At 70.6% G+C, this 25,189-nt stretch carries 21 protein-coding genes; 9 read left to right on the top strand and 12 right to left on the bottom strand.

The genetic code is table 11. The features are described from left to right. Nucleotides 1-54: 54 nt before the first annotated feature. The 3 genes from ACGFWE_RS30425 to ACGFWE_RS30435 all read right to left on the bottom strand — a co-directional run bounded on the left by ACGFWE_RS30425 (nt 55) and on the right by ACGFWE_RS30435 (nt 2,394). Entirely contained in the window at nt 55-246 is a 192-nt protein-coding gene (locus ACGFWE_RS30425; protein WP_266518024.1) for a DUF397 domain-containing protein, read from the bottom strand. A gap of 178 nt (nt 247-424) precedes the next feature. Continuing rightward, the gene (locus ACGFWE_RS30430; protein WP_352388492.1) at nt 425-1,294 is read right to left on the bottom strand and encodes a helix-turn-helix transcriptional regulator; all 870 of its coding nucleotides are present in this window, start codon (nt 1,292-1,294) and stop codon (nt 425-427) included. 344 nt (nt 1,295-1,638) lie between these two features. Then, nucleotides 1,639-2,394, bottom strand: a complete 756-nt coding sequence (locus ACGFWE_RS30435; protein WP_352388494.1) for a GPP34 family phosphoprotein — start codon at nt 2,392-2,394, stop codon at nt 1,639-1,641. A 235-nt stretch (nt 2,395-2,629) separates the two neighbouring features. Between ACGFWE_RS30435 and ACGFWE_RS30440 the strand changes: the two genes are divergently transcribed. Continuing rightward, nucleotides 2,630-5,344 carry a D-alanyl-D-alanine carboxypeptidase gene (locus ACGFWE_RS30440; protein ID WP_393603042.1) on the top strand — a complete coding sequence of 905 codons (2,715 nt, stop codon included), beginning with the start codon at nt 2,630-2,632 and terminating at the stop codon, nt 5,342-5,344. 157 nt (nt 5,345-5,501) lie between these two features. Then, nucleotides 5,502-7,406, top strand: coding sequence for an MFS transporter (locus tag ACGFWE_RS30445; RefSeq protein ID WP_352388498.1), 1,905 nt, complete (start codon nt 5,502-5,504; stop codon nt 7,404-7,406). A gap of 13 nt (nt 7,407-7,419) precedes the next feature. Here ACGFWE_RS30445 and ACGFWE_RS30450 read toward each other — a convergent pair whose 3' ends face one another. Beyond that, entirely contained in the window at nt 7,420-8,262 is an 843-nt protein-coding gene (locus ACGFWE_RS30450; RefSeq protein ID WP_352388500.1) for a hypothetical protein, read from the bottom strand. A 97-nt stretch (nt 8,263-8,359) separates the two neighbouring features. On the opposite strand from ACGFWE_RS30450, the gene ACGFWE_RS30455 reads away from it, so the two are divergent. Both ACGFWE_RS30455 and ACGFWE_RS30460 read left to right on the top strand, forming a co-directional pair. Next, the gene (locus tag ACGFWE_RS30455; RefSeq protein WP_393603044.1) at nt 8,360-9,148 is read left to right on the top strand and encodes an SDR family oxidoreductase; all 789 of its coding nucleotides are present in this window, start codon (nt 8,360-8,362) and stop codon (nt 9,146-9,148) included. Nucleotides 9,149-9,274: 126 nt separating this feature from the next. Further along, nucleotides 9,275-10,840, top strand: a complete 1,566-nt coding sequence (locus ACGFWE_RS30460) for a sodium:solute symporter family protein (RefSeq protein WP_352388504.1) — start codon at nt 9,275-9,277, stop codon at nt 10,838-10,840. Nucleotides 10,841-10,917: 77 nt separating this feature from the next. On the opposite strand, the gene ACGFWE_RS30465 is transcribed toward ACGFWE_RS30460, so the two are convergent. Together ACGFWE_RS30465 and ACGFWE_RS30470 are read right to left on the bottom strand one after the other, a co-directional pair. Continuing rightward, on the bottom strand, nt 10,918-12,036 hold the full coding sequence (locus tag ACGFWE_RS30465; RefSeq protein ID WP_352388506.1) for an ADP-ribosylglycohydrolase family protein: 1,119 nt from the start codon (nt 12,034-12,036) through the stop codon (nt 10,918-10,920). A 142-nt stretch (nt 12,037-12,178) separates the two neighbouring features. Beyond that, nucleotides 12,179-13,003: an NAD(P)H-binding protein gene (locus ACGFWE_RS30470; RefSeq protein ID WP_393603046.1), complete on the bottom strand. Its 825-nt coding sequence runs from the start codon at nt 13,001-13,003 to the stop codon at nt 12,179-12,181. Between the two features lie 111 nt (nt 13,004-13,114). On the opposite strand from ACGFWE_RS30470, the gene ACGFWE_RS30475 reads away from it, so the two are divergent. Then, nucleotides 13,115-13,525: a helix-turn-helix domain-containing protein gene (locus ACGFWE_RS30475; protein WP_352388510.1), complete on the top strand. Its 411-nt coding sequence runs from the start codon at nt 13,115-13,117 to the stop codon at nt 13,523-13,525. Next, the gene (locus ACGFWE_RS30480; RefSeq protein WP_393603048.1) at nt 13,488-13,934 is read left to right on the top strand and encodes a DUF2750 domain-containing protein; all 447 of its coding nucleotides are present in this window, start codon (nt 13,488-13,490) and stop codon (nt 13,932-13,934) included. Before ACGFWE_RS30475 ends, ACGFWE_RS30480 begins: the two co-directional genes overlap by 38 nt. Here the strand turns inward: ACGFWE_RS30480 and ACGFWE_RS30485 are convergent. Further along, entirely contained in the window at nt 13,922-17,224 is a 3,303-nt protein-coding gene (locus ACGFWE_RS30485) for a tetratricopeptide repeat protein (RefSeq protein WP_393603050.1), read from the bottom strand. The genes ACGFWE_RS30480 and ACGFWE_RS30485 overlap by 13 nt on opposite strands. An 89-nt stretch (nt 17,225-17,313) precedes the next feature. Between ACGFWE_RS30485 and ACGFWE_RS30490 the strand changes: the two genes are divergently transcribed. Continuing rightward, nucleotides 17,314-17,826: a DUF2165 domain-containing protein gene (locus ACGFWE_RS30490; protein ID WP_393603052.1), complete on the top strand. Its 513-nt coding sequence runs from the start codon at nt 17,314-17,316 to the stop codon at nt 17,824-17,826. On the opposite strand, the gene ACGFWE_RS30495 is transcribed toward ACGFWE_RS30490, so the two are convergent. The 3 genes from ACGFWE_RS30495 to ACGFWE_RS30505 form a co-directional block, all read right to left on the bottom strand. Then, entirely contained in the window at nt 17,823-18,383 is a 561-nt protein-coding gene (locus ACGFWE_RS30495) for a hypothetical protein (protein ID WP_393603054.1), read from the bottom strand. The genes ACGFWE_RS30490 and ACGFWE_RS30495 overlap by 4 nt on opposite strands. A 94-nt stretch (nt 18,384-18,477) precedes the next feature. Further along, nucleotides 18,478-21,090: a bifunctional FO biosynthesis protein CofGH gene (locus tag ACGFWE_RS30500; RefSeq protein WP_393603056.1), complete on the bottom strand. Its 2,613-nt coding sequence runs from the start codon at nt 21,088-21,090 to the stop codon at nt 18,478-18,480. A gap of 58 nt (nt 21,091-21,148) precedes the next feature. Continuing rightward, nucleotides 21,149-21,991 (bottom strand): LLM class F420-dependent oxidoreductase, encoded by an 843-nt coding sequence (locus tag ACGFWE_RS30505; protein WP_393603058.1) that lies wholly within the window; start codon nt 21,989-21,991, stop codon nt 21,149-21,151. A gap of 201 nt (nt 21,992-22,192) precedes the next feature. On the opposite strand from ACGFWE_RS30505, the gene ACGFWE_RS30510 reads away from it, so the two are divergent. After that, entirely contained in the window at nt 22,193-23,329 is a 1,137-nt protein-coding gene (locus ACGFWE_RS30510) for an FAD-dependent oxidoreductase (protein WP_393603060.1), read from the top strand. A gap of 35 nt (nt 23,330-23,364) precedes the next feature. Here ACGFWE_RS30510 and ACGFWE_RS30515 read toward each other — a convergent pair whose 3' ends face one another. Then, nucleotides 23,365-23,796: a MarR family transcriptional regulator gene (locus tag ACGFWE_RS30515; RefSeq protein ID WP_352388526.1), complete on the bottom strand. Its 432-nt coding sequence runs from the start codon at nt 23,794-23,796 to the stop codon at nt 23,365-23,367. A gap of 105 nt (nt 23,797-23,901) precedes the next feature. On the opposite strand from ACGFWE_RS30515, the gene ACGFWE_RS30520 reads away from it, so the two are divergent. Beyond that, on the top strand, nt 23,902-24,459 hold the full coding sequence (locus tag ACGFWE_RS30520) for a phenolic acid decarboxylase (RefSeq protein ID WP_352388528.1): 558 nt from the start codon (nt 23,902-23,904) through the stop codon (nt 24,457-24,459). 46 nt (nt 24,460-24,505) lie between these two features. On the opposite strand, the gene ACGFWE_RS30525 is transcribed toward ACGFWE_RS30520, so the two are convergent. Then, nucleotides 24,506-25,159 carry a fasciclin domain-containing protein gene (locus tag ACGFWE_RS30525; RefSeq protein WP_352388530.1) on the bottom strand — a complete coding sequence of 218 codons (654 nt, stop codon included), beginning with the start codon at nt 25,157-25,159 and terminating at the stop codon, nt 24,506-24,508. Nucleotides 25,160-25,189 lie beyond the last annotated feature (30 nt).

The raw sequence follows: 25,189 nt of genomic DNA on the forward strand, positions 1-25,189 counted from the left end.
AGTTGTGGTGTGCAGTTGTGGGTGAACGGGGCGGGGATCAGACCGGTCCGCCCCTCACACCTTGACCGAGGCCACGAAGGCGCTCCACGCCTCGGCGGGGAAGGCCAGCTTGGGACCCTCTGGGATCTTGGTGTCGCCGAGTTCGAGTGCTTCCTCTTCGGTCGACCTCACCATCAGGCATGCCCCGTTGGCGTTGGTGTAGGTGGAGGTCGTCCATGTGTCCAGGTTGCCCAGACGAATTGCCATATTCGCTCCGTAGCCAGATGCGCAGTGTTCGGATTACGCCAACCTTTACTGATCGTTGGCGTGATCGACGCTACTCGCCGACTTCCTCTTTCGGAGCAGTCGTTCACTCTTCTGGTGGCATATTCCAAGGGACTCTTCCAGACGGGCAAGGCCGGGGTGTACCATCCGGCCCGCCCTGTCACCGGGCGTACTCCCGGGCGTACTCCTTGGCGATGTCCTCGATCATCTGGCGCGACTGGTCGACGTTGAGCGCCTGCGCCCTCAAGTGCTCGTACATCACGGTGTACTTCTGCACGTCGTGCGCCTTCTCCAGGTACAGGTCGCTGGTGACGCCCTCGATGTAGACGACGCTGGAGTCCGCCGCGTCCGAGAACTCCAGGATGGAGTACTGGCCGCTCAGCCCCGGATGGGCGCCGACGTCGAACGGCAGCACCTGCACGGTGATGTGGGGCTGTTGGGACATCTCCACGAGGTACTCCAACTGCTCGCGCATCACCTGCCGGCTGCCCACGACCCGGCGCAGGGACGCCTCGTCCAGAACGACCCACAGCCGCAGCGGATCCCGTTCGGCCGCGACCCGGCTCTGCCGCCGCAGCCGTACCTCGACCCGCTTGTCGTTCTCCGTCTCGGTGGCCTCCGGCGCGCCGCCGCGCACGATGGCCTCGGCGTACGGCCGGGTCTGCAACAGGCCCGTGATGATCTGGGGTTCGTACACGCGCAGCGACTCGGCGTCGGTCTCCAGGCCGATGTAGACGCTGTACGGGATGTCCCCGAAGGCATGCCACCAGCCCTGCTGCCGCGAGTCCTTGGCCATCTGCATCAGGGATTCGACGATGCGCTGGTCCTCGACCTCGTAGACCCCGCACAGGTCGCGGACGTCGCGCTGGCTGATGCTGCGCCGGCCGTTCTCCAGCCGGCTGATCTTCGACTGCGACACGAGCAGCCGCTCTGCCACTTCTTCGGCCGTCATGCCCTTGAGCTCGCGGAGCCTGCGCAGCTCCTGGCCCAGCCGGCGTCGCCTGACGGTGGGATTGACACTGGACGCCACGGGACGTGCACCTCCGGCTGCTGCCTCGTTCTTGACTTTGCGTATCTGCTGTTGAGCAGACTGCCACCAAGGTGCTTATTACCGCTGGGAAACGGTGTATATGCGCTGGGCGCACGTCAGTTGGGCCGCTCGTCCGGCAATGCCCGGACATGCGGCCGGACATGCGGCCGCGCGGAGCGTCGGAACCCGGCGACGCCCGGTGTACGGACGTACGGTTCCGTCGCCCCGCGCGGACCAGCGGCTCCCGAACCGGTCTATGGGGACTGACGGTGCGGCGGCTGAGTGGTGCGTGGTGCGGTCGTGCCTGGTCGTGCTGCCGGCGGTGCGTGCCGTGGGACTGCGGCTCAGTGAGCCACGGCGCGCGCCATCGGTCCTCGGCGCGGTTGCATCGGAACGCCATGAGCGGGTTCCGGCGCGGGCCTGGCTCCGGGGGCGGCCTGACGGCCGGCCGGTGCCGGGCTGCGACGCGGCTGTGCGGCCACGCCGTTCTGGACGTCCATCACGGCGTGCGCGACGAGTCCGCCCATGGGGTCGTGCCTGATCAGGTCCCGCAGCCGGGAGCGCGAGGAACGTCCCTCGTTGCCCGGATACAGGTGCTTGCCGAGACCGACCGCGTGTGCCAGGGCGGCGAGCGCAGCGGTCCGCGGGTCCGGCGGTACGCCGGTGCGGATCGCCGAGTCCAGTCGGGCCTTGATCTCCCGGCTGATCTCGTTGTCCGTCGCCTGGTAGCGAGTCGTCGGCAGCACTCCGCACATCTGACCCGCCACGGCATGCACCATGCCGCACCGCTCCAGATGCGAGAGGTAGGTCTGGCGGAGCCCAAGTCGCGGCCCGCCGATCCAGTTCACTGCCCGCACGGGAGCGCCACGCCTTCGCAGCAACTCCAACGCGCAGTCCAAAGTCGGATCTCCTGTCGGCCGTGGGGCTACCACGGCTATACGATCCCCGTCTGGGGCTATCCGTCCGGCCAGCGCCAGCTCCACTAGCTGTGCTCCGGCCAGACCGAGGTCGAGCGACTGCGGCTGTGCGGTGGTACCCGTGGTCGGGTCCAACGCCAGCAGCAGAAGCTCCTCCGGAAGTGTTCTGCGGCTCCTGCCCATCCATGCCTCCCCGCGTGGATGAAAGACAGGGTGACCCCTCTCACATTGGTCTGTCGAGGGTGCGTGACCTGTTTGTAGTGGAACCAGTAGGTATGTCGTTCTCGTCTACCGCCTGGGACAGGGCCACACACAGGACACTGGTACATGGTTCGGACAGCGTGGTGTGGCGGCTGCCCGGGCGGCGATTCAACGGTTCGGCAGACGCAGGGTGACGGATACCGATCACCTGCGGCACATGGAGGAGGCATCGGTGGCGGGCGAGTCCCCCGACAGGTCGAAGCAGCGCGAGTCGTCGGCAGAACCGACGTCGGGGAGCGGGAGCCCGGTTCCCGGGGCGAGGAGTTCCGCACGCGACCCCCGGCTCGCGGTCGCACGCGAGTCCATCTCCCTCGCAGGCATCGACACGGCCACGAGGGTCTTCTCGGTACGCGACCTCCCGAAGACGCCCGAGGACGGCGCCGACGGCCCTTCAGAGGCCGGGACGGGGGGTCCCGGGTCCACGGAGGCCGGGGACACGCGTTCGGCCGCGGACGGGGAGCTGGAGGACGGGGCTGAGGCCGCGAAGTCCGCGAGCGAGGACGGGGCAACGGAGTCCACCGACGGGGCCGACGCCGAGGAGGAAGCCGGCGGGACCGAGTCCAGGGACGAAGTCGGCGGCGCCGAGGCCGAGGAGGAAGCCGACGGGGCCGAGGCCGCAGTCGGCGGCTCGGGCGTGGCGGAGGACCCGGAGGGCACGGCGCCGGACGACTCCGATACGGCCAAGGGTTCGGGCGACACGGGCGCGGCCCAGGGCCTGGGTGACACCGGCACGGGCGAAGGCTCGGGCGGCATCGGCACAGCCAAGGGCTCGGACGACACCCGTACGACCGACGGCTCGGGCGACCCCGACAGCAAGTCCGGTGACTCCGCTACCGCTGAGAGTTCTGGTGACTCCGACAGCGGGGCCGGTGACTCCGGGGGGCGCGACGAGTCGGCCCCCTCGGGCGACGCGCGACTTCGGGACGCGGTGGCGGCGTGGGTGGCCACGGGGGACGGGGCCGGCCCCGCGGAGGGTTCCGGCAAGGCGGAGGCCGCGGAGAAGCCCGCGGGCAAGGACGCCGAACCCGCGGAGGACGAGCCCGGCCCCGACGCCGGGTCGAAGACCGGCAGCGAGCCGACGCCGGCCCCCGACGCCGACGCGGCACCCGAGAGCGACGCCGCCGAGAAGGCCGTAGCCGAGGAAGCCCCTGCCGACGACGAGGATCGGGATCCGGACACCGGCGACTCGACCCCCTCAGGGGCGCGAGGAACTGCGCGACCGGCCCCCACCGACCCGCGGACGGACGACGAGCCCGGCGAAGCCGACGTAACCGACAAGGCTCCCACCGACTCGCAGACGGACGACGAGCCCGGTGACGGTGGCGCGGACGTGGCCGACGCGCCCCCCGTCGACCAGCCCACCGCCGTCTTCAAGGCACCCCGGCCCCCCGTGGACCAGCCCACCACCATGCTGAAGCTCGGCAAGGCACCGGAGGCCGAGCCCAAGTCCAAGCCGGAGACCCCCGCCGAGCGGACGAGCAAGTTCGTCGCGCTGAAGGGTCTCGACGAGCCCCGCGAGCCGCGGCCGAAGGCGGACGTGACCGCCGCCGTCCCCCAGGTCGGCCCGGAACGGACCACGCAGCAGCCGCTGCCGCCGAAGCCGCCGCTCGACCTGCTCGCGGAACTCACCAACACTCCGCCGCCCCCGCCCAGCCCCCTGCGCACCCTGGGCCGCCGGGTCAAGATCTGGACCCCGATCCTCATCCTCCTGGTCGTCGCGTTTGCGATCGTGCAGGCCCTGCGCCCCCTGCCGGACCCCTCGCTCAGCCTCACCGCCGAGGACTCCTACACCTTCGACGGCAGCAAGGCGACCCTCCCGTGGCCCACCCAGGGCCAGGGCTGGATGGACGTGAGCGGCATCGGCACGATGGGCGACTTCGGCAAGCAGACCCCCGTCGCGATCGGCTCCGTGGCCAAGGCCATGACCGCCTACATCGTCCTGAAGGACCACCCCCTCAAGTCCGGCGAGGAGGGCGCGAAGATCACCGTCGACGCGCTCGCCGAGAAGGAGGGCGGCTACAACAAGCAGGGTGAATCCACCCTCAACACCGTCAAGCAGGGCGACGTCCTCACCCAGAAGCAGGCGATCGCGGCGATCATGATCCCGTCCGCCAACAACATCGCCCGGCTGCTCGCCCGCTGGGACGCCGGTTCCGAGGCCGCGTTCATCAAGAAGATGAACGACACCGCCAAGGAACTCGGCATGAAGAACACGAAGTACACCGACGCCTCGGGCCTCAAGGAGACCACCGTCTCCACCGCCGAGGACCAGGTGAAGCTCGGCAACGAGCTGGTGAAGATCCCGGCGCTGATGGAGATCACGTCCATGGGACAGTGGATCGATCCGTCCGGACAGAAGTGGTACAACTACAACTATCTGGTCCCCTACAACGGCGCTGTCGGCATCAAGACCGGTACCACCACCGCGGCCGGCGGCAACCTTCTCTTCGCGGCCCGCAAGGAGGTCGGCGGGGAGACCGTCACCGTCGTCGGCGCGATCCTCGGCCAGCACAAGGCGCCGATCATCAAGACCGTCAACGACGTCAGCAGGGTCGCGATGATCGCCGCCCGGGACGCCCTGACCTCGACGAAGATCCTGAAGAAGGGTGACGTCGTCGGGTACGTGGACGACGGCGTCGGCGGCCACACACCCGTCGTGCTCACCAAGGACGTCACCGCCGTCGGCTGGGCCGGCCTCGAGGTGAAGCTGTCCTTCGCCGCCGACGACGTACCGCACACCGCGAAGGCCGGCACCAAGGTCGGCACTCTCACCGTCGGCGACGGCGAGGGCGGCGCGGTCAAGGTCCCGGTCACCCTCCAGAAGGATCTGACCGAACCGGGTCTCACCGACAAGCTGACCCGCGTCGGCTGATCCGGAGACGGGACAGACGCCCCACCCGGCCCGTCGACCGGACCCCGCCCGGGGTTCCGGACGGCGGGCCGCGTGCTAGCGTCACGAACCGGGGCAGGTCGACGCTGGGGCGCGGCCGAGAAACGAAAAGACGGGACACCACGGGGAGTGCCTTCAGGTGGCCACTGCGGAGCCGACACGCGCCGACGACACCGACCCGGGCCCGGGAACCGGCCCGCGAATAGGTGTGCCCGCGGAACCTGAGACCGGGAACGGCGGCCCTCCCGAGGACCCCAAGGACCCCAAGGACCCCAAGGACCCCCACCAGGATCTCCAGGACCCCGGGAGGACCAGAACCCGGACCGCCCTCCTCGCGCTGCGCGAGCGGCTGCTTCGTCACCCCGTCCTCTCCATGACCGCGCTCTCCGGCGTCCTCCACATCGTCTGGTTCTTCACGTTCGCGAACAGTGGCGGCGACCTTGCGGCACAGGACGCCTGGGCCGAGTTCGTCGGCCGGCACCCGGACTCCGCGTACAACCTGGCCTGGTACGGCGGCATGCACCCGGTGTCGTACAGCATCGTCTCGCCGTATCTGATGTCGGTGCTCGGCGTCCGTACGACGATGATGCTGGCCGGGACCGTCTCGGCCGGGCTGCTGACGCTGATCCTCATCCGCAGCCGGTCGGTGAAGAACCCGCTGTGGGCCTCGCTGGCGGGTGTGTACGCCTTCCTGTGCAACGCGGCCTCGGGCCGGGTGACCTTCGGTCTCGGCACGGTCTTCGCGCTCGGCGCGGTCGCCGTCGTCTTCTGCTGGCCGCACCGCTGGCGCTACAAACGCTGGGCCAAGGCCGCCTGCGCGGCCCCGCTCGCCGCCCTCGCCACCATGGCCTCGCCCGTGGCCGGTCTGTTCGTGGGCCTGGTGGCGGTCGCCCTCTTCCTGGAGAAACGGCGTCCCGGCGCCTGGGCGCTCGGCCTCGCCCCCACGGTCGTCGTGGCCCTGTCCGCCTGGCTCTTCCCGTTCGCCGGCACCCAGCCGATGAAGATCGCCTCGGTGCTGCTGCCGCTGGCGTACGGCCTCCTGGTCTACTTCCTCGTCCCGCGCGAGTGGACGACGGTCCGGATCACCGCCGGGGTCTACAGCCTGTCGGTCGTCCTGGTCTGGCTGGTCAGCTCCCAGATCGGCTCCAACATCTCGCGGCTGCCGATGCTGTTCGCGGGGGTGGCCCTGGCGGCCGCGCTGCCGTTCACGGTGCCGCGCTCCCGCAAGTGGTACGCCGTCGTCGTCGCCTTCGCCGGCTTCACCGTCTGGATCGGCTTCAAGTCGGTCGACGACGTCGTCCACACGACCCCCACGGCGTCCTGGGCACGCGAGCTGGCGCCCCTCGTCAACGAGCTCCAGGAGGTCGGCGCCGAGAAGGGCCGCGTCGAGGTCGTACCGGCCGCCTCCCACCGCGAGGCGTCCGCGCTCGCGCCGTACGTCAACCTGGCCCGGGGCTGGAACCGGCAGGCCGACATGGAGCGCAACCCGCTCTTCTACGACGACACCCTGAACTCCGCGAACTACCACGAGTGGCTCCAGCGCTGGGCCGTGCACTTCGTGGTCGTGCCGAAGGACGAGCCGGACGGGGACGGGGGCGAGCGGGAGCGGGAGCTGGTTCAGCGCGGGATGCCGTATCTGAAGCAGATCTGGGGCGACGCGAACTGGCAGCTGTTCCAGGTGACCGACCCGGCACCACTGGCCTCCCCGAACACGGTCGTCGACCGGGCCGCGCAGGGCGAGATGACCATGCGGGTGAAGAAGGCCGGGCGGATTCTGATCCGGATCCCGTACTCGCCGTGGCTGTCGATCGTCGACGCTGAGGGCAAGAAGCTGCAGGCCCCGCAGGAGACGGACGCGTCGAAGGAGCGGGGCGACGGGGAGCCGAAGACGTTCGACAACGTCAACGGGTGTCTGATGGAGACGCCGGAGGACGCGGACGGGGACAAGTGGACGATGCTGCTGGCGCCGAAGGCGGGGACGTACCGGCTGGCCGCGCCCTACACCGTGCCGCGGGGTACGCCTTGTCCGGACGAGTGGAAGTAGGCGTACGGCCAGGTCAGCGCAGCCGGTCCACGTAGGTGTCCGTGCCCGGAACCGTCGGGACGAACGGCGCGAGCAGCTCCACCCTGCCCATGGGCGGTTGCTCCAGGTCCGTGAAGTACTGCTCCCAGCACTCCCTCGGGTCCGTCTCCAGGAACCACAGCAGCGTGAGCCGTGTGTCCACGCCCTCCACCTGCTTCACGTACGTCATGCGGTCGCCGGGGAGGGGGGTCGGGCGGAAGATCGTCACCATGGCCGCCGGGGAGTCCGCCAGGCGCCCGGGCAGGTGCCGCGAGACCAGCCACTCCAGCAACTCCGGTCGCCGCTCCGGGGATTCGGCGTCGATGACCTCCAGCACCAGCCCGGCGTACGGGTGGTCCAGGGCGTGGAAGTCCCTCGGGCCCGCCGTCCCGTCGCGGTAGACCGTGGACTCGTGGTCCTGGAACGCGGTGAAGACGTGGGTGCGGTCGTGGCAGACGCGGGCGTCGCGGTTGAGGCGTTTGTTGATGGCCACCGTCCACTTCATGTGGTCGTCGTAGCGGCCGTCGGTGACCCAGTAGGTGGAGAGGTAGCAGCCCGCCGTCACCGGCTGGGCGACCGCCGACTTCTCCGGGACGCGCAGGAGCTGGAGGTCCCGGGTGGCCACCCAGCGGCGGCCCGCGAACATCCAGGGCATGGCCATCGCGCCGGCGTAGTAGTGGTCGTCCTCGTACCAGCGGTTGTAGGCGTACTCATGGCCGGGATGCGGTTCGACCATGGTGATCAGCGCGTGGCCGGGGCGGACTCCGTAGGGTCCTGTGGCGGCCAGTTCGGCGTACGTCTCGCTGTGGGTCTCTTCTGACACGGTCTCTTCTGACATGGGACCTTCCCTCCTCCAGCGCTCGCCCATACTCTGACGCCCCGTCAGATAATGCGCCAGAGCCAGAACCCAGGCAGGAAGCAGGGAGGCCGCCGGTATGTCACTTCTCTCCGGGAAGACCGTCGTGGTGTCGGGAGTCGGTGCCGGGCTGGGTCATCAGATCGCGGCGGCCGTCGTGCGGGACGGCGGGAACGCCGTGCTGGGTGCGCGGACCGAGGCGAACCTCGCCAAGAGCGCCGCGGAGATCGATCCGGACGGGGCGCACACGGCGTACCGGTCGACGGACATCACCGACGAGCAACAGTGCACGGCACTCGCGGAGTTGGCGCTGGAGCGGTTCGAGCGGCTGGACGCGGTGGTGCAGGTGGCCGCGTGGGACAGCTACTTCGGCGGGCTCGAGGACGCGGACTTCGCGACCTGGCAGTCGGTCATCGATGTGAATCTGCTCGGGTCGCTGCGGATGACCCGGGCGTGCCTGGCGGGACTGAAGGCGGCGGGCGGCGGGTCGGTCGTGTTCGTCGGGACGCAGTCGGCCGTGGCCGCCCCCTCGCAGGTGCGGCAGGCCGCGTACGCCGCCTCGAAGGGGGCGCTGACCAGCGCGATGTACTCGCTGGCGCGGGAGCTCGGGCCATACCGGATCCGGGTCAACACCGTACTGCCGGGCTGGATGTGGGGGCCGCCGGTGCAGGCGTACGTGCAGTTCACGGCGCACACCGAGAAGGTGCCGGAGGCCGACGTGCTGAAGCGGCTCACCGACCGGATGGCGCTGCCCGACCTCGCGACGGACGGGGACGTGGCGGACGCGACGGTGTTCCTGACCTCGGACCGGGCGCGGGCGATCACCGGACAGTCGTTGCTGGTCAACGCCGGGGAGCTGATGCGATGAGTTCATGTAGGTGAACGCAGGCCATCAGCTCGAATATCTTTACCTCCCTTTGACCCGACGCCAGCTTGTCGTGTCCACGTGGTGGCACCCACGATGAGCGCCGGGCTGATCCGTGGGAGGGCGCATATGAACGGTCTCGACTGGGCCGTGCTCATCGGCTATTTCGGCGTGATGGTCGCCATCGGCGTCTGGTCGCACAAACGTGTCGACGACGTCAGCGACTTCTTCACCGCCGGCGGCAAGATGCCGTGGTGGCTGTCGGGCATCTCGCACCACATGTCGGGCTACAGCGCGGTGATGTTCACCGGGTACGCGGGCATCGCCTACACCTACGGCGTCACCTCCTTCATCACCTGGTCCTTCCCCATCGCCCTCGGCATCGCGATCGGCTCCAAGCTGTTCGCGCCGCGCATCAACCGGCTGCGTTCACGACTCCATGTGGCTTCCCCGCTGGAGTATCTGAAGAACCGTTACGACCTGAAGACCCAGCAGGCGCTGGCCTGGTCGGGCATGCTGCTGAAGATCGTGGACGTGGGCGCCAAGTGGGCCGCGATCGCGACCCTGTTGTCGGTGTTCACCGGGATCTCGCTCAACCAGGGCATCCTGATCACCGGCGCCATCACGGCCGTCTACTGCACGATCGGCGGCCTGTGGGCCGACGCGCTCACGGAGCTGGGCCAGTTCGTCATCCAGCTCCTCGCCGGCGTCGCCATGTTCATCGCCGTCGTCCTCAAGCTCAATGACAAGGGCATCGGCTTCTTCGGCGCCTGGGACGAGCCGGCGCTCCAGGGCCACGGAAAGCCGCTGGTGGGGCCGTACGGCACGGTCTTCCTGCTCGCCTTCCTCTTCATCAAGCTCTTCGAGTACAACGGCGGCATGCTCAACCAGGCCCAGCGCTACATGGCCACGGCCAACGCGCACCAGGCCGAGCGCTCGGCGCGGCTGTCGGCGATCCTGTGGCTGGTGTGGCCGGTCGTCCTGTTCTTCCCCATGTGGATGTCACCGCTGCTGGTCCAGTCGCAGAAGCCGGACGGCTCCGACTCCTACGGCCTGATGACCGAACAGCTCCTGCCGCACGGTCTGTTGGGCCTCGTCATCGTCGGGTTCTTCTCGCACACCATGGCCATGTGCTCCTCCGACGCCAACGCCATCGCGGCCGTCTTCACCCGGGACTGCGCACCGGTGGTGTGGCGCAGGGCGCGCAGCTGGAGCCAGGGGCAGGGGCTCAGGGTCGCGCGCATCACGACGGTCGTCTTCCTCGGCCTGTCGATGGCGGCGGCGACCCAGGTCAACTCCCCCGCGTTCAAGGACATCATCACCGTCGTGATCAAGTGGGTGGCCGGCCTCATGGGCCCGATGGCCATCCCGATGATGCTCGGCCTGCTGCGCCCGTTCCGCCGCTCCGGCCCGACGGCCGCGCTCACCAGCTGGTCGATGGGCCTGCTCACCTTCTGGCTGGTCAACTACCCGATCAACTGGAACGTCGACGGCGGTGTCCCGCTCCAGTACCAGGTCTCGATCCCGCTGGCCGTCTCCCTGGTCCTCTACATCGCCATCGGGTTCATCAAGCCCGAGGACACCCCGGAGCGCCTCGCGATCATCGAGAAGATCAACACGGACGACGACGGGGCGGCGGCCGTGGCGATCCCGGCTCCGGTGGGTCCGGCGGACCGTACACCGGTGAAGGACTGACCTCGGCCTCCTGAAGGCCGAGTGTTGCCGCCCGCGCCCTGCTCCTGGTCGCGGGCCAGGCACCGCCGCAGCGGGTCTCACCCCCGCGGGTAGCGCGCCAGCCACCCCGGGGACGCCCCCGCGGGACCGTGCAGCGCGGGCCCCTGGGTCATCTCCATGGCGAAGTCGTCGGCGAGTTCCAGCAGGGTGGGGCGGCCCTCCAGTTCGGCCAGCCAGGCCGGCGGGAGGGCCGTCTCCCCGTGCAGGGCACCCAGCAGACCGCCGGTGAGCGCGCCGGCCGCGGCGGAGGGCCCGTCGTGGTTCACGGCGAGGCACAGGCCGTGCCGTACGTCCTCCCCGACCAGCGCGCAGTACACGGCGGCGGACAGCAGCCCGTCCGCCGAACCGTCGGCGGCGAGTTCCTCCACCCGGGCCGGGGTGGGCATGCCCTGCCGTACGGCCCCGAGCGCGTGCTGGAGCGCGTCCGACACGGGCTCGTGCCCGGGCCGCGCGGCCAGCAGCGCGAGCGCCCGCTGCACCGCCCCGTCCAGGCTGTCGCCGAGGGCCAGCGCGTGCACGATCACGGCGTAGGCGCCCGCCGACAGATAGGCGACGGGGTGCCCGTGGGTCTGCGCGGCACACTCGACGGCCAGCTGTACGACGAGCTGCGGCTCCCATCCGACGAGGAGCCCGAAGGGCGCGGAACGGGCCGTGGCCTCGGGCCCGAGTTCGTTCGGGTTCTTGGGCGACTCCAGCGTCCCCATGGTCTCGTCGCCGAACCCGACGAGCAGGGACCGGGTCGGGTCGCGGCGGGCGTACAGCCACTCCTCCCGGGCCAGCCAGCCGTCCTCCTTGCGCCGTTCGTCGGGCCCCCAGTCGCGCTGGGTGGCGGCCCAGCGCAGGTACGCCCGGTGCAGGTCGGTGGGCGGATGCCAGGCGCCGGTGTCCCGTCGGACCTGGGCCCGTATGAGCCCGTCCACGGTGAAGAGGCTGAGCTGGGTGAGATGAGTGACGGCGCCGCGTCGGCCGTATCCGAACCCGAGGTCCACGAGCCCCTCGGCGCCGTACGCCTCCCGGATCTCGTCCAGTCCGAGCCCGTCGACCGGCGCGCCCAGCGCGTCACCCACGGCCACCCCGAGGAGCGTCCCGCGCACCCGGCTCCGGAAGTCCTGCTGCTCGGCACGCCCCCAGACGACGGCCCCGGTTGTCGCACCCACCAAGACCTCCCATGGCGACCGTCCGTATGTACGACGCCCTGCACTGTAATCGACGGGCGGTGGGAGGTTCAGGGGGCGTGGAGGTATGCGGGGTGCGACCCGGTTGGTCCTCGAAGTACGGCTATCGCCCGGAAACCGCAGGTCACCGGAAGAGGGAGGCGTTGCGGGCCGCCCAGTCGGCGAAGGCGCGGGGCGGGCGACCGAGGACCCGCTCGACGTCCGGGCTGACCCGGCGCAGGCCGGGTGACGGGTTGCCGAGGATGTCGAGGGTGGCGTCCGCGACCGGCTCCGGCATGAACCGCACCATCTCGGCCCTGGCCTCGTCCCGGGTCTGCTCGACGAACCGCACCGGCTCGCCGAGCGCGTCCCCGATCGCGGCGGTCTGCTGCCGGGGGGTGATCGGGGCGGGCCCGGTCAGCTCGTGGACGCGCCCGGCATGTCCGGGATCCCGCAGTGCCACGGCGGCGACCTGCGCGATGTCCTCCGGATCGACGGTTGGCAGCGCGACGTCCCCGAACGGTGCCGCCACGGTCCGCTCTTCCCGCACAGCTTCGGCCCACTGGAGGGTGTTGGAGTGGAACCCGCCGGGCCGCAGCATGGTCCATCCGAGCCCCGACCGCCTTACGGCGTCCTCCAGTTCGGAGGGATGGTCGCCGGTGGCGACGCCCTGCGAGGACAGCAGCACGACCCGCCGGACACCACCGGCCCGGACGACGTCGAGCACGTCGCCGAGGTTGCCGCCCTGCGCCATGAAGTCGCCGGAGGTCAGCAGGAAGAGCGCCTCGGCCCCGTCGAGGGCGGGTTTGAGGGTCCGGGGTGCGACGAGGTCGGCCTGGTGATGCCGTACCCCCGCCGGACTTTCCCGGGGACTTTGCCGCGAGACGGCCGTCACCCGCTCCCCCGCCGCGAGGAGTTCCTTCACGAGGGGCCGCCCGACGTTCCCCGTAGCACCGGTCACCACGATCATGTTGCTCCCCTTTTCCGAGGTCCCTGGACTGATTCCTGTGGACACACGGCGAAGCTACTATCGGGATGCCAGTAGGTACCTAGAGGAAAGTAATGGACGGAGAGGGTTGATGTGACGCAGACCACAGCGCACGCCCGCAGGACCAGGACCGATGTCCCCCCGGAGAACGCCTGTCCCATCGCCCCCGTGGTCGACATCGTCTTCAGCCGCTGGACGACACCGATCCTCTGGGCCCTCCACGAGTACGGCCGTCAGCGCTTCGTGGAAGTGGAGCGCCGGATCGCCACCATCACCCCCAAGGTCCTGACCCAGCGTCTGCGCCAACTGGAGCGCGACGGCCTGGTCCACCGCACGTACCACGCGGAGGTCCCGCCCCGCGTGGAGTACGAGATCACCGAACTGGGCCGCAGCCTGGCCCCGTTGTTCGCGACGCTGGCGCAGTGGTCACCGAACCTGGAGAGGGTGGAGGAGGCTCGGCGGGCCTATGACGCCAGGGACGGGGGCGGGGGTCGGTCGGCGTGACGCCGGTCGGCATCCGAGATCTGGGAGGATTCTGGTGAGCACAAGCGGGGCCCGGACAGCGGCCTTCTTCCGTGAGATCGCTCGGACTCACACCGTTTGGTGGGTACGAGACGGCGACGGCAGTCCGACCCCGGTCTCACGTTCTGGGCAACCGGCTTTCCCCTATTGGTCATCGGAGACCCGGGCGCAGCGCGCCGCTCAGCTGTGGGGTCCCCGATTTCGAGCTGTTTCGATGCCGCTGGATCATTGGCGAAGCGCGGCTTTGCCGGATCTCGCCAAGGATGACTTCCGGGTCGGGATCAACTGGAGCGGGCAGCGTCTGACCGGATGGGACTTCACAGTCGATGAAGTGGTCAATCGTCTCGTTCACGCGCTCGGCGAGTCGTCCGGAACCGATCACCCCGCATAGCGAGCCCGTATCGCGTCCCTCGCCTCGGTCACCGCTGTCAGGCAGGCGTGGACGTGGTGACGGTCCCCGTCGGGGGCTGTCAGTAGTTCGGTGAGGATGGCGGCCAGGGTCGCCAGGTCGTCCCATTCCGGGGTGAGGGCGAGGAGTTCGGACAGGCCCCGGTCCGCCGCCGGGCCGTCGGACAGGGCGCAGCCCAGGAAGCAGTGGGCCTGGGCTCGCATCATCGGGGTGGTCTCGGGGTCCTGCTCGACCAGGTGGGCGAGGTCGCGCCACAGGCGTTCGGCGGCGGCCGGGCCTTCGGAGCGGTGGACCGTCATGGCCAGTTGGAAGGTGCCGGCGAGGGGGTCGGTGGTGCGCAGGTGCTCGGCGAGAGCGCGGGCCTGCGCCCACTCGCCGTTGTGACGGTGGAGTTCCGCCCGTACGTCGTCCGCCTCCGCGGAGTGGGTCGACGCCAGCCGCTCCCTCGCCTCCTCCCATCTCCCGCACCACATCAGCAGTTCGATCGCCGCGCCCCGCTCCCACGTCGCCTCGGCGTCCAGCCCCACGCAGCGGTCCAGGTCGGACAGAGCCTGTTCCGTGCGGCCGATCGCCAGGCACACCCGGCCCCGCAGGCCGTAGGCCCACGCGTACTCCGGGTCGGCCGCCAGGGCGCGGTCCAGCTGGTGCAGGGCCTCCTCGTAGGACTTGCGGGCGTGGTGAATCGCTCCCAGACCGGCCAGGGCGGTCTCGTGGGCCGGGTCCTGTGCCAGGAGGGCGTGGAAGACGGCCACCGCTTCGTCGGGCCGGCCCGCGATCCGGTACGCCGAGCCCAGCTCGGCCTGGATCCAGTGGGCGCCGGGCTCCGTTCCCGCCGCTCGCCGCAGGTCCTCCAACATGCCGTCCCGGTCGTCCAGTCGGCGCCGCACCCGGGATCTCATCACCAGCGCCCAGGCGTAATCGGGGATCAGCCCGACGGCCCGGTCGAAGTCGGCCAACGCGGCCTCGTACCGGCCGAGTTCGTACAGCGCCTGGGCGCGGCTCGCCAGTGCCGACGCGTAGCCCGGCTCCAGGGTCACCGCGCGCCCCAGTTCCGCCACCGCCTCCTCGTACCGCCCGGCGAGCCGGTACGCGTCGCCGCGTTCCGACGCGACCCAGGCCACCTCGGGCGCGAGCGCGGCCGCCCGGTCCAGGTCGGCGAACGCCTTGTCCAGGTCGCCGCGTGCGCGGTGCAGCCGGGACCTGCGCACCAGCGCCCACAGGTACTCGGGGTCGATGCTCAGCGCACGGTTGAAGTCGGCGAGTGCCTCGTCGAGCCGGCCCAGGGTGTGCCGGCACACCGCCCGCCCGGTCAGGGCGATGTCGTCGGTGGGGTCGAGGGCGACGGCACGGCTGAAGTCGGCGTCCGCCTCGTCGAGCCGGGACGCCAGACGGTAGGTCTCGGCCCGCTCGGCGAGGATCCACCCGGTGTCGGGGGCCAGTTCGACGGCCCGGTCGAGGGCGGCCAGGGCCGCCGGGTAGTCCTCCAGGAGCTGGTGGGTGAGGCCCCGGCCGTAGTGGGCCCGCGGTTGGAGCGGGTCCAGTTCCACCGCACGGTCGTACTCCTCCAGGGCCTGCGCGTACTCCTGGCGGTTGCGCAGGTCCCTGCCGCGCAGCACGTGCGCCTCCGCCCGGCCGACCGGGTCGAGACCGGGGCGGGCCAGGAGCAGGTCTGTCGCCCTGGTCACCCCGCCCTCCTCGTCCGCGAGCGCCGCGGCCAACGACCGTCCCCACTCGCGGAGTACGGCGTGGTCCGCCGCGTCGCCCGCCTCCTCCAGCATCCGTGCCCAGCGTCGGGCGACGACCTCGTCCTCGCGGCAGGCCACGACGAATCCGCGCAGCGCCTCGGCGAGCGCCGCGGGCGGGCGGGCGCACAACAGGTGGTACATCTCCTCCAGGCGCAGCTCGCACCATTCCTCGTCGGCCCACAACTCCTCGGCGCTGCGGCCGAATCCGGTGTCCTCACGCCACTCGGCGAACGCCTCGGCGAGCCGCCGGTGCCGGGTCGTCCACTCGGTCCGGGACCGGCGCCGCTCCAGCCGGAGCATCTGCGCGCGTACGACGTCGTGGTACTGGAGCCGGTCCCCGCGCTGTGCGACGAACGGCAGCCCGGTCAACCAGGCGTACTCAGCGTCGAGTTCGTCCTCGGGGGAGGCGACGAGTACCCGGAAGACGTCTGCGTCCAGCCGTCTCGGCAGCGCGCAGGCCCTGGCGACCTTCCGGCGGGCCTCCGGTTCCGGCTTGAGGAACCGCTCGACCGCGGTCGTGCTCGGGTCGATCACGTCGTCCAGGCCTTCGGGGCGTCTGGCCGCGAGCGTCGACACGAGGACCGGGAGCCCGCCCGTCAGCCGCAGCACCTCCTCGACGACCGGTTCGGCAACGACGCCCCGCGCCGCAAGCAGACGGCGGGACTCGGCCTCGGTGAAGGGAGCGAGCGGCACCTCAGCCACCGAGTCCAGGCCGCCCCAGCGGGTGCTGTCCAGGGGGCGCTGACCCGCGGTGACCACGACGACGGCGGCGGGCAGCCGGCCGTGCTCGCGGGGCTTGGTGAGGACGTCGTACAGCCATGGATCGAGGAAGGGGCCGGTCCGCTCGTACGTGTCGAAGAACAGGACGATCCACGGTACGGCGGAGGCGGCGGCCCTCAGTTCGCCGAGCAGCACCGGGGTGAGGACCCGCTCCGGGGTGAGGACCAGGTCGACGTCGTCGAGGTTGCGGAACCGGGCGCCGAGGCCGGCCCGCAGCCGGTCGGCCCCCTGGGCGAGCCGGTCGGCGGGAAGGGCCCGGGTGACCAGGCCGGCGCCCGGCAGGGCGGCCTCCAGTGCGCCCAGGCCGACGTCCACCGCCATCCTGCTCCCGGCCGACGCCGGCTCCGGCGAGGACTCGGGTGCGAGCGCGGCGAGCATGGCCGCCTCCGCCTCGCGCCGCCGCTCCCGCCAGGTCGCGAGGCGCCGCTCCAGGTCCTTCAACCGCCGCCCCTGCTCGGAGAATTCACGGCACAGGGTCTCCATCGCCTCCGGCACGCTGCCGACGCTGTCGTCGGCGTAGGCCGTGAGTGCTCCGCGTTCACGGGCGAGCTGCGCCAACTCCTGGACCAGGGAGGTCTTTCCGATGCCCGCGCTGCCGTGGACATGGAACCGGAAGCGGTGCCGGGCGTCGGTGGCCGGAAGGTCGAAGTTCCGCAGGAACGCGGCCCGTTCGGTCTCGCGGCCCACGAATCCGGCCCGTGTGCGCCGCAGGATCAGCTCCTGCGCCGACGGCTCCGCCTGCGCCATGCGTCCGTCCCCTCGTCGCGACCCGTCCGTCTCTCATTCTGGCGCAACCGATCTGGATCACGCCGCCCCGCACAGGGAAGATGACCCCCATGGCATCGACACCCCCACGCACCACACGCAGCGCACTCCACCTCTCCGCCACCCTCCTCACCGCCACCGTCGCGCTGTACATAGCGCTCGTGGCGTTCGGGAACATCACGGACTTCGGGACCAACCAGGCGTTCGTGCAGCATGTTCTCGCGATGGATACGACGTTCAAGGACGACGATCTGATGTGGAGAGCCATCACCAGCAAGGGACTTCAGAACACGGCGTACGTCGCCATCATCATCTGGGAGACGCTGGCCGCGCTCGTGCTGATCTACGGCACGTGGCTGTGGGTGCGCGGGGACGATCCGCGGGCCCGGCGCTTCTCCACCTACGGTCTGCTCATGCTCATGCTGCTGTTCGGCGCCGGGTTCATCGCGATCGGCGGGGAGTGGTTCTCCATGTGGCAGTCGGAGACCTGGAACGGGCTGGACGCGGCGCTGCGGGTGTTCGTGCTGAGCGGACTCGTGCTGCTGGTGGTCAATCTGCCGGACCGTAGCGGCACGCAGCACTAGTTGACGACCACGACCTTCGTCCCCGTCTCGCCGAACGTCCACAGTGCCGACCCGTCCGCCGCCTTCATGCGGATGCCGCCGGTCCGGGCGCCGTTCGCGGGCGGGGGCGAGGAGCCGTCCACCGCGTTGGAGAAGGCGACGTTCACGCCGTCCACGGCGGTGAAGTACACGATGTGCTCGATCTTCACGCCGTCGGACCCGGTCGTCGGATCTCCCCGGCGCAGCGAGACCGAGTAGGTGCCGGGGGCCGGGTTCACCGTGCCCGGCCAGACGCCGAAGGTCCGCCGGGCCGATTCGCTCGCGTCGATCAGCCAGACCCGCTTGTCGGCGAGCGAGTAGACGATCCGGCGGCCGGTCCCGGAGGCGTCCGGGACCGCGGTCGCCGACGGCTCGGAACGCGCGGACGCGCTCGGGGAGGCCGACACGCTCGGCCGGGCGGTGGCGGCCAGGCTCGGCTTCGTTCCCTTGTCGGCCTGTACGGCCAGGGCGACGACGGCGGCGATCGCCCCCACGGTCAGACCCGTCACCCAGACCTTCGGGGCTGGCACGGCACGCATCTCCTCGGCTAAGGATCCCCGTCGAACGGGGGTCGGATCATCGTACCGGCCCCCGCCGAGACACCTTCCGCCTCACTCAGTCCTTCCGCCTCACTCAGTCCAGCACCGGCAGCAGCTCCGGCAGATGCCCGTCGGAGACCTGCGCCGCCTTCTGCCGTTCCTCCGACACCTCCCCGTACAGCGTGGTGCGCGGCCGTGCGGGACGGCCCGCCGCCTCCGCCACCGCGATCAGGTCCTTCACCGACTTGTACGAGCCGTACGACGAGCCCGCCATCCGCGAGATCGTCTCCTCCATCAGCGTGCCGCCCAGGTCGTTCGCCCCCGAGCGGAGCATCTCCGCCGCGCCTTCCGTACCCAGCTTGACCCAGCTGGTCTGGATGTTGGGCACCCAGGGGTGGAGCAGGAGGCGTGCCATCGCCGTGACCGCCCGGTTGTCCCGCATGGACGGGCCGGGGCGGGCGATGCCTGCCAGGTACACCGGGGCGTTGGTGTGGATGAAGGGGAGCGTCACGAACTCCGTGAAACCGCCGGTGCGTTGCTGGATTCCGGCCAGCGTGCGCAGGTGGCCCAGCCAGTGGCGCGGCTGGTCCACGTGGCCGTACATCATCGTGGAGGAGGACCGCAGGCCCACCTCGTGCGCGGTCTCGATCACCTCGATCCAGGTCGCCGTCGGCAGCTTGCCCTTGGTCAGGATCCAGCGGACCTCGTCGTCGAGGATCTCGGCGGCCGTGCCGGGGATGGAGTCGAGGCCGGCCTCCTTGGCCGTCGTCAGCCACTCGCGGATGGACATGCCGGTGCGGGTCGCTCCGTTGACGACCTCCATCGGGGAGAAGGCGTGCACATGCATGCCGGGGACCCGCTCCTTCACCGCCTTCGCGATGTCGAAGTACGCCGTCCCCGGCAGGTCCGGGTGGATCCCGCCCTGCATGCAGACCTCCACCGCGCCCACCTCCCAGGCCTGCTCGGCGCGGTCGGCCACCTGGTCCAGGGAGAGCGTGTAGGCGTCGGCGTCGGTGCGCCGCTGGGCGAACGCGCAGAAACGGCAGCCCGTGTAGCAGACGTTGGTGAAGTTGATGTTCCGCGTGACGATGTACGTGACGTCGTCGCCGACCACCGACTTGCGGACGTCGTCGGCGATCTGGGTCAGCGCGTCCAGGGCGGGCCCGTCGGCGTGCAGCAGCGCGAGGGCCTCCGCGTCGGTCAGCTTCGTGGGGTCGTCGGCGGCGGTACGCAGCGCGTCCCGTACGTCCGTGTCGATGCGCTCGGGCACCATGCCGGGGGCGGCCGCCTCGCGCAGGGCGCCCCAGTCGCCGTAGACCTCGTCGAAGTCGTCGCGGCGGTCGGACGTACGGCCCTCGGTGTCGATCGTGGCGTGCAGGTCCGTGCGGCCGGACGGGACGAAGACCTCCTCCGGCTCCTGCCACGGCAGCCCCCGCGGGAGGGCGTCGGGGCGGGCGAGGCCCGTCTCCGGGTCGGCCAGCGCCGCCACGTGCGGCCGCAGCCGCGGGTCCAGCCAGGGCTCGCCGCGCTGCACGAACTCGGGGTACACGCAGAGGCGTTCCCGCAGCTCGAAGCCGGCGGCGCGCGAGCGTTCCGTGAGCTCCTCGATCTGCGGCCACGGTCGCTCGGGGTTCACATGGTCGATGGTGAGCGGGCTGACCCCGCCCCAGTCGTCGATCCCCGCCCCGATCAGGCGCTCGTACTCGCTGTCGACGAGGTTCGGCGGGGCCTGGATGTTGGCGGCCGGGCCCATGATGAGGCGGGCGACGGCCACCGCGGCGACCAGTTCGTCCAGTTCCGCGTCCGGCATGCCGCGCATGGCGGTGTCCGGCTTGGCGCGGAAGTTCTGGATGATCAGCTCCTGGACGCTGTGGTACGCCCGTGCCGTGCGCCGGAGCGCGAACAGCGACTCCGCGCGCTCCTCGTACGTCTCCCCGATCCCGAGGAGGATGCCGCTCGTGAAAGGCACCGACGAACGCCCGGCGTCCTCCAGGACCCGCAGCCGTACGGCGGGCTCCTTGTCCGGGGAGCCGTGGTGCGGTCCGCCGGGCTCGGACCAGAGCCGCTCGGCGGTCGTCTCCAGCATCATGCCCATGCTCGGCGCGACGGGCTTCAGCCGCTGGAAGTCGGTCCAGGACAGCACGCCCGGGTTGAGGTGGGGCAGCAGGCCCGTCTCCTCCAGGATGCGGATGGAGATGGCCCGGACGTAGGCGATGGTGTCGTCGTAGCCGTGCGCGTCCAGCCACTCCCTGGCCTCCGGCCAGCGGTCCTCGGGCTTGTCGCCGAGGGTGATGAGGGCTTCCTTGCAGCCCAGCGCGGCACCCTTGCGGGCGACGTCCAGGACCTCGTCGGGGGACATGAACATGCCGTGGCCGGCTCGGCGGAGCTTGCCGGGCACCGTCACGAAGGTGCAGTAGTGGCACTTGTCCCGGCACAGCCGGGTGAGGGGGATGAAGACGCTCTTCGAGTACGTGATGACACCGGGGCGGCCCGCCTGCGCGAGGCCGGCGTCCCTGACGCGGGCGGCGGAGGCGGTGAGGTCGTCCAGGGCCGCACCGCGGGCCTGGAGCAGCACCGCGGCCTCGGAGACGTCGAGGGCGACGCCGTCCCGGGCACGTTTGAGAGCGCGACGCATGGAGTTCTCGGTGGGGCCGGTACCGCCGGGGCGGTCGGTGGGTCCGGTTCCGGAGGCCGCGGAAGTCGTCATCCTTCGAGCATACGAGCGGTGTGATCAGGGCAGCGGTGCTGCCCGGAGGTGGGTGACGTCACACACCCTCACCCTCACCCTGGACATAACGGGCATACTCATCAAGCACCTTGAGCACCTCGCCCTCCCCCGCCGGAGGCAACTGCAGCACGACCTCCTCGATGCCGAGCTCGGCGTAGTGGGCGAGCTTGCCGGGGGTGGGGACGACGGCGTACGGGACGACCTGGAGGGCGGCCGGGTCGCGGCCCGCGTCGGCCCAGGCGGTGCGCAGCACGGGCAGGGACTCGGTCAGCCCGCGGCCGCCGATGGGGAGCCAGCCGTCGGCGTACTCGCAGATGTGGGAGAACAGCTTGGGCCCGGCGGCGCCGCCCACCAGGGTCCGCTTCCGGACGGGCTTGGGGAAGGCGTGGCTGGCCCGGACGCTTCCGAACTGCCCTTCGTAGGCGGTCGGTTCGTCCGCCCAGAGCGCCTGCATGAGCGCCATCCGGTCCCGGACGAGCTCGCGCCGGGTACGCCACTCGACGCCGTGGTCGGCGGCTTCCTCGACGTTCCAGCCGAAGCCGAGTCCGAGCGTGAACCGCCCGCCGGAGAGGTGGTCGAGGGTGGCGATCTGCTTGGCGAGGTCGATCGGGTCGTGCTGGGCGACGAGCGTGATGCCGGTGCCGAGACCGAGCCGTTCGGTGACGGCGGCGGCCTGGCCGAGCGCGACGAAGGGGTCGAGGGTACGGCCGTACTCGCGCGGCAGATCGCCGCCCGCCGGGTACGGGGTGGTCCGCTCGACGGGGATGTGGGTGTGCTCGGGCAGATACAGCCCGGCGAAGCCCCGCGCCTCCAGCTCACGGGCGAGCCGGGTCGGGGTGATGGTCTCGTCGGTGAGGAAGATCGTCACGGAAATACGCATGACTGCATCTGTACCGGGCCGGGGCGGGGATGTCCATACCGACTGGTCGGCATCAACAGGCGAGACCCCGGGAGAGCAGTCGCTGTCGGTGGTCTGTCGGGACTGTCGGTGCGATGTCGGGGGTCTGTCGACGGTGGCCCGGAGTGTGTGGGGAGACGGCCGACCGGAACCCCCGGGAGGCCCCGCCCCTGAGGAGTCACCATGACGAACAGCCCTGTCACGATCATCGGCGCCGGACTCGGCGGCCTCACGCTCGCCCGTGTCCTGCACGTCAACGGCATCCCGTCCACCGTCTACGAGGCGGAGTCCTCGCCGACGGCGCGTGCGCAGGGCGGGATGCTCGACATCCACGACTACAACGGACAGCTCGCGCTGGAGGCGGCGGGCCTGATGGACGAGTTCCACGGTCTGATCCTGGAGGGGCGTGAGGCGACGCGGTTCCTCGACCGGGACGGGACGGTCCTGTTCGAGAAGGCCGACGACGGCACCGGCGGCCGCCCCGAGGTGCAGCGCGGCGAGTTGCGGCAGCTGCTGATCGACTCGCTGCCGGCCGGCACGGTCCGCTGGGGCCACAAGGTCCGCGGCACGCGTGCGCTGAGGGACGGCCGCCACGAGGTGACGTTCGCCGACGGGACCTCTCTCGTCACCGGTCTGCTGGTCGGGGCGGACGGTGCGTGGTCACGGGTGCGGCCGCTGCTGTCGGACGCGGTGCCCGAGTACACCGGCATGTCCTGCGTCGAGGTGTACCTGTACGACTCCGACATCCGGCACCAGGTCAGCGCAAAAACGGTCGGAGGCGGGGCACTGTTCGTGCTGGCGCCGGGCAAGGGCTTCGTGACGCACCGGGAGAAGGGAGGCAACCTGCACACCTACGTGATGTTCGTCCGCCCGCAGGACCGGTTCGCGGACATCGACTTCACCGACTCCGCCGCGGCCACCGCGCGGATCGCGGCGGAGTTCGACGGCTGGGCCCCGGAACTCACGGCGCTGATCGCCGACGCCGACACCGCACCGGTACTGCGCCCCCTCGTCGCCCTGCCCGTCGAGCACCGGTGGGAGCGGGTGCCGGGAGTGACGCTGATCGGCGACGCCGCCCATGTCGCCGCCCCGAACGGCGAGGGCGCCAACCTCGCCATGCTCGACGGCGCGGAACTCGCCCAGGCCCTCGCGGCCCACCCGGACGACATCGAGACCGCGCTCACCGAGTACGAGCGGGCCATGTTCCCCCGCAGCGCCGCAACCGCCACCGAGGGCACCGAGCTCTACGCCCTGATGTTCGGTGAGGACACTCCGCACGGCCTGATCAGCATGTTCACGGGGCAGGAGCGGGGCGACTGAGCGTCTGCGCCAAACGCCCCGCGAAACCGGGAGTACTACTCGCCCTCGAGGACAGTGAGCAGCTCGGCGAGGGCGGGCAGGGCGTGTTCGATCGCTTCGCGGCTGTCCGGGCTCAGCTCGGCCAGGGCGCGTTGCAGGGCGGCCGTGCTGGTGCGGTCGTAGGCGTGGAGCATCTCCAGCGCGGCGGGTGAGGCGGCGAGGCGGACGGTGCGCAGGTCGGTCGTCGAGGGTTCGCGCTCGATCAGGCCGGCGGTGGTCATGGTGCGGACGAGGTTGCTGATGGTGGACGGGGCCAGTCGCAGCCGGTCGGCGGCCTGGCGGGGTGACAGCGGTCCGGCTTCGGCGAGTGCCCGGAGGAGTTCGATCTGGGCTTCGGGGAGGTCGGGGAGGTCGGCAGTGCGTCGGGTGCGCAGGATGGCCCGGCGCAGCGGGCCGACGAGGCGGCCGAACTCGGTGGCAGTGTCCATGGGGCCGATTCTCTCGTGCAGGTGATTTTGCCGCAAAATAGTTTTGTGACAAAATGAAGTGGTCGGCCGCGCCGCGCCGGCAGGCACCACTCAAGGAGGTCACCCATGACGACAAGCAACGGCACCACCGGCAACGGTGCCTTCCGGACCACTGTCGAGCAGCCCGTCCCCCCGCAGGACCTGTCCAAGATCGTCGGCCACCGCTTCATCTACACCTACGCCAACGGCTGGCAGTACGAGATGTACGTGAAGAACGACCACACGATCGACTACCGGATCCACTCCGGAATGGTCGGCGGCCGCTGGGTCAAGGACCAGCAGGTCGATCTCGTCCAGTTGGACGACGACAACTTCAAGGTCTCCTGGAACGAGCCCACCGGCACGTCCGTCGCGGTCGACGTCATGCCCGGCAAGCGGCGCCTGCACGGTGTGATCTTCTTCCCGCACTGGGTCGAGGAGCACGGTGAGCGCACGGTCTGCTTCCAGAACGACCACCTGGACGACATGCGCCGCTACCGCGACCAGGGGCCCACCTACCCGATCTACGTCGTCCCCGAGTTCGCGAAGATCACCCTCTTCGAGTACGTCGGCGCCGACGACGACTCCGTCATCTCCGTCGCCCCCGGCGACCTCCCGTCCGGCTGGTCCGACCGCACCAACTGAAACCGGCGGGGTACCACACGTGTGGCACCCCGCCGATGACGCTGCGTCAGCTGGTGGGCATGAGGACGCTGTCGATGATGTAGACGGTGGCGTTGGCGGTCTGGACGTTGCCGCAGACCACCTTGGCGGAGTCGTTGACGGTGTAGGACTCGCCGGAGCCGGAGGTGGTGAGCTTCGACTTCTCCAGGGTGTCGAAGGAGCCCTTCTCCAGGTCCTTCGGGGTGAGCTTCTGGCCCACGACGTGGTAGGTGAGGATCTTGGTGAGCTGGGCCTTGTCGCCCAGGACCTTGTCCAGGGTGGCCTTGGGGATCTTCGCGAAGGCGTCGTTGGTCGGCGCGAACACGGTGATGTTCTGGGCGTTGTTGAGGGTGTCGACCAGCCCGGCCTTCTTCACCGCGGCGACCAGCGTGGACAGGGCCGGGTTGTTGGAGGCGGCCGTGGCGACCGGGTCCTGGGCCATGCCGTCGAAGGAACCGGCACCGGTCGTGGGCACCGAGGAACAGGCCGGACCGAACGGCTTGTCCACGGCGGTGCCGCTGCCGGAGCCGGCCATGCCGTCGTCCGACGCGGAGGCCGACGCCTTCGACGAGGAGTCCGACTTGGTCGAGTCGGAGCCGCTGTCGGAGCAGGCGCTCAGGGCCAGGGGCAGGACGGCCGCGGCGGCCAGGGTCATGGCGGTACGGCGGATACGGGTGTTCATGGTGTTTCTCCTGTGGGTTGGGGCAGCCTG

This window comes from Streptomyces sp. NPDC048523 (assembly GCF_043199815.1).
GTDB lineage: Bacteria > Actinomycetota > Actinomycetes > Streptomycetales > Streptomycetaceae > Streptomyces.

Excerpts from the sequence above, each read along its gene's own strand:
- ACGFWE_RS30505 (WP_393603058.1), bottom strand. The coding sequence starts at position 21,991 with ATGCGTATTTCCGTGACGATCTTCCTCACCGACGAGACCATCACCCCG.
- ACGFWE_RS30470 (WP_393603046.1), bottom strand. The coding sequence starts at position 13,003 with ATGATCGTGGTGACCGGTGCTACGGGGAACGTCGGGCGGCCCCTCGTG.
- ACGFWE_RS30450 (WP_352388500.1), bottom strand. The coding sequence starts at position 8,262 with ATGTCAGAAGAGACCGTGTCAGAAGAGACCCACAGCGAGACGTACGCC.
- ACGFWE_RS30500 (WP_393603056.1), bottom strand. The coding sequence starts at position 21,090 with ATGACGACTTCCGCGGCCTCCGGAACCGGACCCACCGACCGCCCCGGC.
- ACGFWE_RS30440 (WP_393603042.1), top strand. The coding sequence starts at position 2,630 with ATGGAGGAGGCATCGGTGGCGGGCGAGTCCCCCGACAGGTCGAAGCAG.
- ACGFWE_RS30510 (WP_393603060.1), top strand. The coding sequence starts at position 22,193 with ATGACGAACAGCCCTGTCACGATCATCGGCGCCGGACTCGGCGGCCTC.
- ACGFWE_RS30425 (WP_266518024.1), bottom strand. The coding sequence starts at position 246 with ATGGCAATTCGTCTGGGCAACCTGGACACATGGACGACCTCCACCTAC.
- ACGFWE_RS30455 (WP_393603044.1), top strand. The coding sequence starts at position 8,360 with ATGTCACTTCTCTCCGGGAAGACCGTCGTGGTGTCGGGAGTCGGTGCC.
- ACGFWE_RS30485 (WP_393603050.1), bottom strand. The coding sequence starts at position 17,224 with ATGGCGCAGGCGGAGCCGTCGGCGCAGGAGCTGATCCTGCGGCGCACA.
- ACGFWE_RS30480 (WP_393603048.1), top strand. The coding sequence starts at position 13,488 with ATGACGCCAGGGACGGGGGCGGGGGTCGGTCGGCGTGACGCCGGTCGG.
- ACGFWE_RS30520 (WP_352388528.1), top strand. The coding sequence starts at position 23,902 with ATGACGACAAGCAACGGCACCACCGGCAACGGTGCCTTCCGGACCACT.
- ACGFWE_RS30435 (WP_352388494.1), bottom strand. The coding sequence starts at position 2,394 with ATGGGCAGGAGCCGCAGAACACTTCCGGAGGAGCTTCTGCTGCTGGCG.
- ACGFWE_RS30495 (WP_393603054.1), bottom strand. The coding sequence starts at position 18,383 with ATGCGTGCCGTGCCAGCCCCGAAGGTCTGGGTGACGGGTCTGACCGTG.
- ACGFWE_RS30525 (WP_352388530.1), bottom strand. The coding sequence starts at position 25,159 with ATGAACACCCGTATCCGCCGTACCGCCATGACCCTGGCCGCCGCGGCC.
- ACGFWE_RS30490 (WP_393603052.1), top strand. The coding sequence starts at position 17,314 with ATGGCATCGACACCCCCACGCACCACACGCAGCGCACTCCACCTCTCC.
- ACGFWE_RS30460 (WP_352388504.1), top strand. The coding sequence starts at position 9,275 with ATGAACGGTCTCGACTGGGCCGTGCTCATCGGCTATTTCGGCGTGATG.
- ACGFWE_RS30515 (WP_352388526.1), bottom strand. The coding sequence starts at position 23,796 with ATGGACACTGCCACCGAGTTCGGCCGCCTCGTCGGCCCGCTGCGCCGG.